This is a genomic window from Sphingomonas sp. Leaf339, assembly GCF_001426195.1.
GTDB lineage: Bacteria > Pseudomonadota > Alphaproteobacteria > Sphingomonadales > Sphingomonadaceae > Sphingomonas.
Window position 1 is genome coordinate 128,292 of the sequence record NZ_LMRS01000034.1, and the last position, 12,891, is coordinate 141,182.

At 65.5% G+C, this 12,891-nt stretch carries 10 protein-coding genes; 4 read left to right on the forward strand and 6 right to left on the reverse strand.

The features are described from left to right. Positions 1 to 38: 38 nt before the first annotated feature. Positions 39 to 2,066, reverse strand: coding sequence for a protein-disulfide reductase DsbD family protein (locus tag ASG67_RS13100; protein WP_056530989.1), 2,028 nt, complete (start codon positions 2,064 to 2,066; stop codon positions 39 to 41). A 69-nt stretch (positions 2,067 to 2,135) separates the two neighbouring features. Between ASG67_RS13100 and ASG67_RS13105 the strand changes: the two genes are divergently transcribed. Both ASG67_RS13105 and ASG67_RS13110 read left to right on the forward strand, forming a co-directional pair. After that, on the forward strand, positions 2,136 to 3,818 hold the full coding sequence (locus ASG67_RS13105; protein ID WP_056530992.1) for an alkaline phosphatase family protein: 1,683 nt from the start codon (positions 2,136 to 2,138) through the stop codon (positions 3,816 to 3,818). Between the two features lie 344 nt (positions 3,819 to 4,162). After that, a complete protein-coding gene (locus tag ASG67_RS13110; protein WP_056530996.1) occupies positions 4,163 to 5,371 on the forward strand; it encodes a cation:proton antiporter in 1,209 nt (402 codons plus the stop codon). Positions 5,372 to 5,549: 178 nt separating this feature from the next. On the opposite strand, the gene metH is transcribed toward ASG67_RS13110, so the two are convergent. The 5 genes from metH to ASG67_RS13135 are packed head-to-tail and all read right to left on the reverse strand — an operon-like array spanning position 5,550 to position 11,380. Then, on the reverse strand, positions 5,550 to 8,222 hold the full coding sequence (metH, locus tag ASG67_RS13115) for a methionine synthase (protein ID WP_056531000.1): 2,673 nt from the start codon (positions 8,220 to 8,222) through the stop codon (positions 5,550 to 5,552). Further along, on the reverse strand, positions 8,219 to 8,449 hold the full coding sequence (locus tag ASG67_RS13120; protein ID WP_056531002.1) for a hypothetical protein: 231 nt from the start codon (positions 8,447 to 8,449) through the stop codon (positions 8,219 to 8,221). The genes metH and ASG67_RS13120 overlap by 4 nt, the downstream gene beginning before the upstream one ends. Continuing rightward, positions 8,446 to 9,492 (reverse strand): homocysteine S-methyltransferase family protein, encoded by a 1,047-nt coding sequence (locus tag ASG67_RS13125; protein WP_056531007.1) that lies wholly within the window; start codon positions 9,490 to 9,492, stop codon positions 8,446 to 8,448. The genes ASG67_RS13120 and ASG67_RS13125 overlap by 4 nt, the downstream gene beginning before the upstream one ends. Next, positions 9,489 to 10,430: a methylenetetrahydrofolate reductase [NAD(P)H] gene (metF, locus tag ASG67_RS13130; protein WP_056531010.1), complete on the reverse strand. Its 942-nt coding sequence runs from the start codon at positions 10,428 to 10,430 to the stop codon at positions 9,489 to 9,491. The genes ASG67_RS13125 and metF overlap by 4 nt, the downstream gene beginning before the upstream one ends. Beyond that, entirely contained in the window at positions 10,427 to 11,380 is a 954-nt protein-coding gene (locus tag ASG67_RS13135; protein ID WP_056531420.1) for an ArsR/SmtB family transcription factor, read from the reverse strand. Before ASG67_RS13135 ends, metF begins: the two co-directional genes overlap by 4 nt. A gap of 125 nt (positions 11,381 to 11,505) precedes the next feature. On the opposite strand from ASG67_RS13135, the gene ASG67_RS13140 reads away from it, so the two are divergent. Both ASG67_RS13140 and ASG67_RS13145 read left to right on the forward strand, forming a co-directional pair. After that, positions 11,506 to 11,823 carry a hypothetical protein gene (locus tag ASG67_RS13140; protein ID WP_056531013.1) on the forward strand — a complete coding sequence of 106 codons (318 nt, stop codon included), beginning with the start codon at positions 11,506 to 11,508 and terminating at the stop codon, positions 11,821 to 11,823. 86 nt (positions 11,824 to 11,909) lie between these two features. Beyond that, entirely contained in the window at positions 11,910 to 12,857 is a 948-nt protein-coding gene (locus tag ASG67_RS13145; RefSeq protein WP_056531015.1) for an aldo/keto reductase, read from the forward strand. Positions 12,858 to 12,891 lie beyond the last annotated feature (34 nt).

The window sequence follows — 12,891 nt, forward strand, 5'->3', positions numbered from 1 at the left end:
CGCGAGATCGCCGCACCGCACAAGAGGCCATGCCGGGCTTATCCCCCCAATTCTTCCAGCATCCCCGTCGTCAGCACCTGCGGCAGCACCCGCGCCTCCTTAGCTCCTGGTGCATAATAGAGGTACAGCGGCACCCCCGCCCGGTTATGCCGTTCGATGAATCGGCCGAGTACCGGGTCGCCATCGGTCCAGTCGCCGATCAACACCGCGACCTTGTTCTTCGCGAACGCTGCCTGCACGCCGGCGCGATCGATCGCCGCCTTCTCGTTCACCTTGCACGTCAGGCACCAGTCGGCGGTGAAGTACGCGAACACCGGCCGCCCCTCCGCGCGCAACGCCGCCAGCCGCACCTCCGAAAACGCCTCGCCCGCCGCCGCTGACGGCGTGGCCGCCACCGGCTGCACCAGCGCCGCCACACCCAGACTTGCGGCGACCGGCACCAGCGTCCAGCCGAGCGACAGCCCCGCCATCTGCCGCCGCCCGCCGGCCCACAGCGCCAGCGCCGCGACCAGCGCCGCACCGAGCCCCAGCGTCATGCCATCGACGCCCGCCTGCCGCCCCAGCACCCACACCAGCGCCAGCGCCGTCAGCCACATCGGCACCGACAATATGCGCCTCAGCCGCGCCATCCACGCCCCCGGCTTCGGCAACCGCTTCCGCAAGCGAGGCACGAAGCCCAGCAACAGGAACGGCAACGCCAGTCCCAGCCCCAGCCCCGCGAACACCGCCAGCGCCGCCGGCACCGGCAGCACCAGCGCCGCCCCCAGTGCCGCGCCCATGAACGGCCCCGAACACGGCGTCGCCACGAACGCCGCCAGCGCCCCGGTCGCGAACGATCCGCCGCTGCCGGCCTCACCGGCCCAGCGCGGCATCGGCATCTCGAACAACCCCGACAGGTTCAGCGCGATCGCCACCGACAGCAGCAACAGCACCACGACGACGCGCGGGTCCTGCAACTGGAATGCCCAGCCCACCGTCGCCCCGCCCGCGCGCAGGCCAAGGATCACCGCCCCCAGCCCCAGACATACCAGCACGACACCGGCGGTATAGGCCAGGGCCTCCCGCCGCGCCTCCCGCTCGGCGACGTTCGCCCGCGCCAGGCTCAGCGCCTTCAGGCTCAGGATCGGAAACACGCACGGCATCACGTTCAGGATCAGCCCGCCGATCACCGCGCCCGCAAACGCCAGCAACGCCGCCACGACCCATGGCTGCCCCGCGCCGCCAGCACCGCCCGCATCGGGCACCACCCCCGCCTGCGCCTTGATCGCCAGCCCGCGGCCGTCACCGATCCGAAGCACCGCCTCGAACGGCCCGGCCGGCGTACCCTTGGTCGTCACGACCAACTGGTCGCCGACCCGCACCACCGTCTGCGGCGCGGCCCCCTCGATCGATCCCGGAGCGGTCGGAAACAGGTAAGGCTCGGCCAATGCCGCATCGGCGGGATAGGGCACCGCCACCTTCAGCGCGCCGTCCTTCACCGCCCAGGTGGCCGGCGTATCCAGCGGCCGTGGGATCGCCTGCCGCCACGCATCGAACCGCGCCCGCGTCGCCGGCGCCACCGCGCCGTCGCCTACCGTCCCCCCACCTACCGTCAACGTCGTCGCCAGCGTCTGCTGCTCCGGCACGCATACCGTCCGGGTGCAGACCAGATAATCCAGCTTCAATCCGATCGGCAGTACCGTTCCCGCCGCCAGCCCAGCCGGCACGCGCAGCTTCACCAGCGGCGCATAGGGCCGTTCATAGACATAATTCATCAGCCCCGCGACGACCAACGTCTCCGGCACCGGCCATGCCGGCGTCTCCGCGGTTACGCCCTTGGGCAGCGTCCAGCCGAACGTCGCGGGAAAGCCCGCATCGCCGGGGTTTGACCAATATCCGTGCCATCCCGCGGCTGGCGTCGTCGCCAGCGCCAGCGTGACCGTGTCGCCCGCCTTCGGTCGTTCGCTCTCGGCGACCAGTTGCATCGCCAGATGCGGCCCTGCCCGCCCGCCATTCTGCGCTAGCGCCGGCGAAAGCCCCGCCAGCCACATCACCATAGTCATCATCACGACACGCAGAAGACGCATGGCAATCCTTGATACCGGGAAACGCCCGTTCCATAGCGGGCGGGCGCCCGCAATGCATCAAGGATGCCGATGAAATCCTCCCCAGCCCATGTGCTCGCCCCGCTCGCCCTGCTGCTCGCCGTCCCGGCGCTGGCGCAGACCGCTCCGGCCCCCGCCGCACCTGCACCCGCAACGCCCCAACCGGCGGTGCCCCGACCGGCGACGCCCACCGCGCGGCCGACGCTGATCGTCGCGATCTCGGTCGACCAGTTCTCCGCCGATCTCTTCGCGCAATATCGCAACCGCTACACCGGCGGCATGGCCCGGCTGCTGAACGGCGTCGTCTTCCCCAGCGGGTATCAGAGCCACGCCGCGACCGAGACGTGCCCCGGCCATTCCACGATCCTGACCGGCTATCGCCCCGCGCATACCGGCATCGTCGCCAACAACTGGGTCGATCAGCGCGCCGGCCGCGCCGACAAGATCGTCTATTGCTCGGAGGACGAGCACGCCCCCGATTCCAGCCACGACAGCTACATCGTCTCGGACAAGCATCTGAAGGTGCCGACGCTGGGTGAGCGGATGAAGAACGCGAACCCTGCCACCCGTGTCGTGTCGGTCGCCGGCAAGGATCGCGCCGCGGTGATGATGGGCGGTCACAAGGTCGACGAACTGTGGTGGTGGGATGGCAAGACCTATGTCACCTATGCCGGTCGCGCGATCCCGCCCGTCGTCCAGCGCACACGCGACGCGGTCGCCGCGATGCTCGCCCGCCCGCAGGCGGCGCTGCCGTTGCCGGGCTGGTGCAAGCCGCTCGATCGCCCGATCGCCGTTGGCACGCAAACGTTGGGTCAGGGCCGCTTCGCCCGCGATGCTGGCGATGCAAAGGCGTTCCGCGCCTCGCCAGCGTCCGACGCCGCCGTCCTCGCGATGGCTGCCGGTCTGGTGCAGGACATGAAGCTGGGTCGCAACTCCACGCCCGACATCATCTCGATCGGCCTGTCCGCCACCGATTATATCGGCCATTCGGTCGGCACGCAGGGCACCGAGATGTGCATCCAGATGAACGAACTGGACCAGTCGCTGGCCGGCTTCTTCGAGGTGCTGGACCAGACCGGCGTCGATTACGAGGTGATGCTGACCGCCGATCACGGCGCGCACGACATGACCGAACGCCAGATCGATCACGCCATGCCGATGGAAACCCATGCCGATCCGCAATTGCAGAGCAAGGCGATCGGCGCCGCGATCGGCCGCGAGCTGAACCTGAAGGGTCCTGTGTTGCTGAGCGCGGAAGGCGACATCTATATCGACCGCGACCTGCCCGCCGCCGCCAAGCCCCGCGTGCTGGCGGAGGCGAAGCGCCGCTATCTGGCGATGCCCCAGGTTGCCGCCGCCCTGACCCGCGCCGAGATCATGGCCACGCCGTGGCCCACCACCCCGCCGGAGACATGGACCCTCGCCGAGCGCGCACGCTCGTCCTTCGACCCCGATCGCTCCGGCGACCTCTTGATCCTGCTGAAACCACGCGTGACAACGATCGAGAAGCCCAGTGTCGGCTATGTCGAAACCCACGGCTCACCATGGGATTATGACCGCCGCGTGCCGATCCTGTTCTGGCGCAAGGGGATGCCGTCGTTCGAACAACCGCTGTCGGTCGAAACGGTGGACATCATGCCCACCCTGGCGGCCACCATTGGAATGCCCGTGTCCGGTCAGGACGGCCGTTGCCTAGATCTCGACCCCGGCCCCGCCACCACCTGCCCCCGCTAAAGGTCCCCGACCCTACCGCAACGTCATTGCGAGCGCAGCGAAGTAGTCCAGTACCGCACACACGGCCCGGATTGCTTCGCTCAGCTCGCAGCGCCGAACATCACCATCAATGAAACCGAGCTCGCCGGCCCTCGCTGTCCTACAGACCCCGGTCGCGTTATAACCCACTGCAATCGCTCTTTCCCATCGCCGGATCATCACTGACGCCCGCCGGAAAGGGTCCGGTTTAGGCCTAACCTTAGCCTAACTTTCCAACCCGCATCATTGCCTCGTCACAAAAATTCGGCCACCGCCCCACGCGGGGAAACCGGCCACAGCCGGACGAAACGGGGGAAGAGAAGACCATGCACGCCATGTCGCCGACAGAGATATTCCTGCTCGCGATGCTGCTGATCTTCTCGGTCCCTTATGCCGTCTGGCGGCTGGGCCGGACCGACTATTGGGCGCCCCTTGTCGTCGTCCAGATCGTTGGCGGCATCCTGCTCGGACCTGGCGTGCTGGGCGCGCTCTATCCCGATTATTACGCCTTCGTCTTCACCCCCCAGACGATCGGCTCGCTCAACGGCATCGCCTGGTGGGCAGTCATGATGTTCGTCTGGGTCGCCGGCATCGAGCTCGACGTCGAGGAGGCATGGCGCCGCCGCGGCGAAACCGGTGTCACCGCCGGCCTCGCGCTCGCCGTGCCGCTGGTGACAGGCAGCATCGCGGCCCTTCTGATGCTGCGCTACGACGGCTGGCGCGGGCCGGAGGGTGCGACGTGGCAGGTCGTACTGGGCATCGGCATGGCCTGTGCCGTTACCGCGTTGCCCATCCTCGTCCTGTTCATGGAAAAGCTCGAGATTCTTCGCCAACCGCTCGGCCAGCGCGTCCTGCGCTATGCCAGCCTCGATGACATCGCCATCTGGGGCGTCCTGGCGCTGATCCTGCTCGATTGGGAGCGCGTCGGCCGACAGGGCGGCTTCCTCATCGGCTTTGCGCTCGCCACCATCCTGATCCGCCGCCTGCTCGCCCGCGTGCCAGAGAGCGACCGCTGGTATATCAGCCTGATCTGGCTCGCCGGTTGCGGCTTCGCCGCCGACTGGGCCGGGCTGCATTTCATGGTCGGCGCGTTCCTGTCGGGCGCGGTCCTCGATGCCAAATGGTTCGACCGCGAACGGATTGACCAGTTTCGCGCGACCATCCTCCTGACGGTCATGCCGGTGTTCTTCCTGTCGACCGGCCTAAAGACGCAATGGGGCGTCGGGGGGATCACCGTCTTCGCCGCGGCAGCCTTGCTGCTGATCGCGTCGGTCGGCGGCAAACTGGCCGGCATCGGCCTCGCCGGTCGGATCCTCGGCTGGAAGAAGGGCGAGGCGTCGATCATCGGCTGGCTGCTTCAGACCAAGGCGCTCATCATGATCATCTTCGTCAACATCCTGCTCGACAAGAAGATCATCACCAATGAAACCTTCACCGCCCTGCTACTGATGGCGATCGCCAGCACGATGCTGACCATCCCAGCCGTCGCCCCCCGCCTGAAGAGACTGCCCGAGCTGTTACGCCGGACGCATTGATCGCGACCGCGACCGGGGATGTCCTACAGGCCCCCTGTCGAGTATCCAGACACCAGAAACTGCTCTTTCTCACCGTCGATGCCGATTGCCAGCCAACCCCTCGCACCCGCGCCCGTGATTGCGCGCGTATGGAGGGTGTGACTTTAGCGACTTTCCACCCCCGACAGGCGGCCCGTGATCAGTCGAGATTGGGTCGCAGCCAGCGCGTTGCCGTGCCGATATCGACCCCGCGTCGCTCGGCATAATCGACCACCTGATCCTGCCCGATCCGCGCCACGCCGAAATAATCGGCCTGCGCATGCCCGAAATAGAAGCCGCTGACCGCCGCCGTCGGCAACATCGCAAAACTGTCCATCAGCTCGATCCCGACTCGCTCCTCCGCGCCCAAAAGGTCGAACAGTTGGCGCTTCAACGAATGCTCGGGGCACGCCGGATATCCCGGTGCTGGGCGGATGCCGCGATACTGTTCGCGGATCAGCGCCTCGTTCGTCAGTTGCTCACCCGGCGCATAGCCCCAAAGGTCGGCACGGACATGCAGGTGCAGCCGCTCCGCGAACGCCTCCGCCAGCCGGTCCGCCAGCGCCTTCAGCAGGATGTCGTTGTAATCGTCATGCCCCGCCTTGAACCGGGCGATGTGCGGATCGATGCCATGAATACCGACCGCGAAGCCGCCCATCCAGTCGCCCGCCGGATCGATGAAATCAGCCAGGCACATGTTGGCCCGCCCCTCGCGCTTGGCGATCTGCTGGCGCAGGAACGGCAGGCGGACGCTATGTTCGTTGCTCCGGTTCAGATCGGGGATCTTGAACCCCTCCGGCACGGATCCGCCATCGGGGCTGCGATGATCGTCCGAATGCGCGATCTGGATGAACACGTCGTCGCCGCTGCGATGGCACGGCCACAGCGCCGCGATCCCCTTGGCCGTCAGCCACTTCTCGGCGATGATCGTATCCAGCATCGCCTGTGCGTCGGCGAACAGGCCCGTGGCACTCTCGCCGACGACCTCGTCCTGCAGGATCGCCGGATAATTGCCCGCCAGTTCCCAAGCCCGAAAGAACGGCGTCCAGTCGATGTACGGCCGCAGATCCGCCAGATCCCAGTCGTCGAATACGTGCAGACCCGGCGATACCGGCGCCGGTGCCTTGAGCGCCATATCCGCCACGAAGCCCCGCGCCCGCGCATCGGCCAGTGGCAACAGATCGTTCTGCCCCTTGCCCGCCCGCGCATCGCGGACCTTCTGATACTCGGCGGCGACACTCTCGACATAGGCATCGCGGCCAGTGTCGCTGACCAGCGTCGTCGCCACGCCGACCGCACGGCTGGCGTCCAGCACATGCACGATCGGCCCGTCATAGGCGGGTGAGATACGCAGCGCGGTATGCACCTTCGACGTGGTCGCACCACCGATCAGCAGCGGCATCGTCATGCCCGCCCGCTTCATCTCCTCAGCCACTGTCACCATCTCGTCCAGCGACGGGGTGATCAGGCCGGACAGGCCGATCATGTCGGCATCGTTCTCGTTGGCCGCCGCGATGATCTTCGACCACGGTACCATGACGCCCAGATCGACCACGTCGAACCCGTTGCACTGTAGCACGACGCCGACGATGTTCTTGCCGATATCGTGGACGTCGCCCTTCACGGTCGCCATCACGATCTTGCCCTTACCCTTTGCGCCCGGCTCCTTCGCCGCCTCGATGAAGGGCAGCAGATGCGCCACCGCCTTTTTCATGACGCGGGCGGATTTCACCACCTGCGGCAGGAACATCTTGCCCGATCCGAAGAGGTCGCCGACGACGTTCATGCCGTCCATCAACGGTCCCTCGATCACCTCGATCGGCCGCGCGAATTGCTGGCGGCACTCCTCGGTATCGTCGACGACGTGCGCGTCGATGCCCTTTACCAGCGCATATTCCAGCCGCTTCGTCACCGGCAGGCTGCGCCATTCCGCCGCTGCCTTCTCGGCCACCGCGTCGGTGCCGCGATATCGCTCCGCCAGCGCGACCAGCCGGTCGCCTGCCTCCGGGTCGGTATTAAGGACGACATCCTCGACCGCCTTGCGCAGTTCCGGATCGATCGTGTCGTACACGTCGAGCTGCCCGGCGTTGACGATCGCCATGTCCATGCCCGCGGGGATCGCATGGTACAGGAAAACACTGTGCATCGCGCGCCGCACCGGCTCGTTACCCCGGAACGAGAAGCTGAAATTCGAAAGCCCACCAGAGATATGGACGTGCGGGCAGCGCGCCTTGATCTCGCGGCACGCTTCGATGAAATCCATGCCGTAGTTGTTATGCTCCTCGATCCCCGTCGCCACCGCGAAGACGTTGGGATCAAAGATGATATCCTCCGGCGGAAAGCCGATGCCGACCAGCAGCTTGTACGCTCGCTCGCAGATTTCGACCTTACGCGCCTTAGTGTCCGCCTGACCGACCTCGTCGAACGCCATCACGACGACCGCTGCGCCGTACGCCATGCATTTGCGCGCATGGTCGAGGAACTGCGCCTCGCCCTCCTTCATGCTGATCGAATTGACGATCGGCTTGCCGGACACGCATTTCAGCCCCGCCTCGATCACGCTCCATTTGGAACTGTCGACCATGAACGGAATGCGCGCGATATCGGGTTCCGCCGCGATCAGCTTCAGGAACGTCGTCATCGCGTATTCGGCGTCGAGCAGCCCTTCGTCCATGTTGACGTCGAGCACTTGCGCCCCCGCCTCGACCTGCTGCAAGGCCACCTCAACCGCGGCCGGGTAGTCTCCCGCCATGATGAGCTTCTTGAAGCGCGCGGACCCGGTGACGTTGGTTCGCTCGCCGATGTTGACGAAATTGGTGGCCGAAATGGTCATTGGTGGTCCGAAAAACTTTCAAAAAGGTCGATCAACGCCGACTCGTCAGCGATTTCACCCGTCGAACGATATCGCTCGATCTCCAGACGCCCGTCCTCGAACACTTCGATTTCCCACCGCTCGCCGGGGATTGCCGCGTCGATCAGCAACGCACCCTCACGGACGCTGGTAATCGTGTGGAAAATCTTGGCCGCGTTCAGTTTCGCGATGATCTCAAACGGTGTCATGCCGCCATCGTAAACGGTTCAAGCCCGGCCAGCTTCGTTCGTACCGTCGGCGCCACCGGCACCCGCGGGGGCAGACCGCGCACCTTGTCCGCCATCGCCTTGATATGCGCCGGTGTCGATCCGCAGCATCCGCCCAGCACATTCACCTGACCAGCCACCGCCCATTCGCCCACCAGACCCGCCGTCGTCACCGGCGCCTCGTCATAGGCGCCCAGTTCGTTTGGCAGACCCGCATTGGGATAAATCATGACCAGCGTGTCGCAGATCTCGGACAGCGTCTTCACATGCGGCCGCAACTGCTCCGCCCCGAACGAGCAGTTCAGCCCGATCGTCACCGGCTTCGCATGGCGCACCGCATGCCAGAACGCCTCGACCGTGTGACCGGACAGATTCCGGCCGGAAAGGTCGGTCAACGTCATCGACAGCATGATCGGCGCGTCACGGCCCAGATCGTTGCCGGCCTCGATCGCCGCCATGATCCCAGCCTTCGCATTCAGCGTGTCGAACACCGTTTCGATCAGGATGAAGTCGACCCCGCCTTCCAGCAAGGCGTCCGCCTGTTCACGGTACACGCCCTTCAGATAATCGAAGTCGATCTCACGGTAACCGGGGTCGTTGACGTCGGGCGACAACGACAGCGTCTTGTTCGTCGGCCCGATCGCGCCCGCCACGAAGCGGGGTCGGCCATCACGTGCAGCATATTCATCCGCCAGCCGCCGTGCGATCTCCGCCGACCGCAGGTTGATGTCGCGCACCAGATGCTCGGCACCATAATCCGCCTGCGAAATCAGGTTCGCTGAAAACGTGTTGGTCGACACGATGTCCGACCCGGCATCCAGATATTCGCGGGTGATCGTCTCGGGTACTTCCGGCTTGGTGATCGCCAGAATGTCGTTATTGCCCTTCTGGTCGTGGCTGAGGCCCAGATCGCCTGCGTAATCGGCCTCGGACAGCTTCCAGTTCTGGATTTCGGTGCCGAATGCGCCGTCCGTAATCAGGATGCGCTTGGCGGCTTCCGCGTTCAGCCTTTCCCGCGCGCTCATGCCGCCGCCGCCTCAGACGAGGCCTTGGCGCGGACGCCCAGCAGATGACAAATCGCAAACGCCAGTTCGGCGCGATTGAGCGTATAGAAATGCAGCTGGTCGACGCCACCGGCATACAGCCGACGCGACAGCTCCGCCGCCACGGTAGCTGCCACGAGCTGCCGCGACGCCGGATGCTCGTCCAGACCCTCGAACAAGCGCCCCATCCAGGGTGGCACCGCCGTGCCGCACATCGCCGACATGCGCTTCACGCTGGCAAAATTCGACACCGGCATGATGCCCGGCACGATCTCCGCATCGATCCCCGCCTTTGCCACCTGATCGCGGTAGCGGAAGAAGGTTTCCGGTTCGAAGAAGAACTGCGTGATCGCCCGCGTGGCGCCGGCATCCAGCTTGCGCTTTAGGTTGTCGAGATCGGCCGCCGCATCGGGCGAATCGGGGTGCGATTCCGGATACGCCGCCACCGAAATCTCGAACGGATGCAGGCGCTTCAGCCCCGCGACCAGATCGGCGGCATTCTCGTATCCACCGGGATGGCTGGCGAAGCACGCACCCTGCTGCGGCGGATCGCCGCGCAATGCCACGATGTGGCGCACGCCCGCCGCCCAATATTCCTCGGCGACCTGATCGATCTCTTCCCGCGTTGCTTCGACACAGGTCAGATGCGCGGCGGCTGCCAACGACGTCTCTCGCTGGATGCGCGCCACCGTGGCATGCGTCCGCTCACGCGTCGTACCGCCCGCGCCGTAGGTGACCGACACGAAGCGCGGGCCGAGCGGTTCCAGCGTACGCACCGATTCCCACAACTGAATGTCCATCTTCTCGTTCTTCGGCGGGAAGAATTCGAAACTGACCGCCAGATCGCCGCCGACATCGGCATAGAGCGGCGATTCGAGCGCCCGCCGCGCCTCTGCCAGCTGATTCACCGAGATCGTCATGCCGCCTTCACCTCATGCAGGGCCGCCGCGCCTTTGCGCGCCAGCCATAATTTCACCGTCAATTCGCCGCCGCCCAGTGTTTCGACCCGCACCATCCGCAGGCCCGCCGCGTCCGCCCATCCCGCCACCTGTTCGTCCGCGAAGCCCAACCGGACATGCGCGTCCTTGGTGCGCAGGTCCTCGCGATCATGCGAGGCGAAGTCTGCGATCAGCAGGCGCCCGCCCGGCCCCAGCACCCGCGCCGCCTCGACGATCGCAGCGCCCGGTTGTTGCGCAAAATGTAGCACGTGGTGAATGATCGCCACATCCGCGGCACCGTCCGCCATCGGCAGCGCGTACAGGTCAGCCTGTCGCAGATCGGTGTTGGTGACGCCCGCCAGTTTCGCCCGGGCAAGACGCAACATCTCCGACGACCGATCGATCCCGAGCGCGGTCTGCGCTTGGCGGCCGAACAGTTCCAGCATCCGCCCCGTACCGGTGCCGATGTCGATCAGCGTACCGAGCGGCGCGGTGCCCAGCACCTGCTGCATGGCCGCCTCCACTTCGCTGTCCGCCACGTGGAGCGACCGGATGGCATCCCATTCGCCGGCATGTAATTCGAACCAAGCCGCCGCCGACGACGCCCGATCGGCCCGCACCGCCGCCAATCGCGCCGCATCGGCGACCGCCCAATGATCGGCTTGGCCATCGGCCCAAGCGTCGAGCAGTACCGCGATCGGTTCGACCACCGCCGGCCGGCCCAAGGCGACGAACACCCAGCTACCCTCCTTGCGCCGTTCCGCCACCCCGGCATCGCACAGGATTTTCACATGGCGCGAAACGCGGGGCTGGCTCTGACCCAGCACTTGAGCCAGTTCGCCGATCGACAGCTCCATTCGGCGCAACAGCGCGAGAATACGAAGACGGGTGGCGTCCCCCAGCGCGCCAAAGATGTCGAGTGGGTCGATCATGTTCATCAACATATAAAGATATCTTTATATGGGGTCAATCGAGTGATGCGGTGGACCCGAATGCTTTCGCTTGCGTTCCGATTGCCGGAGATCCCCAAACAGGATCATCGAAACAGGAGAATTTCATGAAGAAGCTGATCGTTCCCGTACTCGCCGCCGCCGCCCTGCTCGCCGCCTGCAGCCAGAAGGCGCAGAACGAAACGTCGGAAGCCGCCAACGCCGTGGCCGCCGATACCGCCGCGACCACCGAGAACGCGGTCGGCGACGTCGATGCCGCAACCGATCGCGCATTGGGCTCGGCAGAAGCCTCGCTCGAAAACGCCGGTTCGTCGATCGAGCACCACACCGACAAGGCTGGCGATGCGATCGGTAACGCAGCCGACCGCGCTGCAGATGCCACCGGCCGCGCGCTGGAGAACACCGGCCGCGCTATCCGCGACTGATCGGAAAGACGTAAGATCGACCTGAAATGACTGGGCGGCGGTTGGTCCACTTATGAACCGGCCGCCGCCATGATGACGGACCCCCCATGACCCAACGCCGCCTCGGCTCCACCGATCTTCGCCTGTCGCCATTGGTATTGGGCGGCAATGTATTTGGCTGGACCGCCGATCGAAAAGCCAGTTTTGCCGTCCTCGACGCCTTCGTCGCGGGTGGTGGCACGATGATCGACACGGCGGACATCTATTCGGCGTGGGTCGAAGGTCATCAGGGCGGTGAATCGGAAACGATAATCGGCGATTGGCTGAAGGCGAGCGGCCGACGCGACGACGTGCTGATCGCGACCAAAGTAGGCATGCTGCCTGGTGAAGGCGGTGAGAAACTGGCACCCGCCCGAATCGTCGCGGCGTGTGACGCATCGCTGAAACGGCTCGGGACCGATCGGATCGACCTTTACTACGCACATCAGGATGACGGGTCCGTGTCGCAGGAAGATGTGCTGGGTGCGTTCGGCCAGTTGGTCGATGCTGGGAAGATCCGGGTGCTCGGCGTCTCCAACTTCTCCGCTCGACGTTTGAAAACGGCGGTGGATATTGCGCGGGACGATGATTTACCGCGTGTTCACGTGCTGCAGCCGGAATATAATCTGGTCAGCCGCCACAAGTTTGAAGGTGAGTTGCAGGATTATTGCGTGCAAGAAAATATCGCCGTGCTACCGTATTACGGGCTGGCCGCGGGGTTTCTGACGGGCAAATATCGCAGCGAGGCCGACCTGGGCAAAAGCATCCGTGGCGGCACGATGAGGGAGCTGCTGGCCGATCGCGGCGCGGCGGTTTTGGCGACGATGGACGACATCGCAGGCGAAACCGGGGCGACCTTACCGCAGATCGCGCTGGCATGGTTGATCGCGCAGCCCGGTGTCACGGCACCGATCGCGAGCGCGACGAGCGTCGAGCAGTTGGCCGATCTGTTGCCGGCGATGACCTTGTCCCTCGATGATGATCAACTCGGACGGTTGACCAACGCGGGTGCCTGATCGAGACAGCGACGCAAAGTCCTGTTAAACCAGG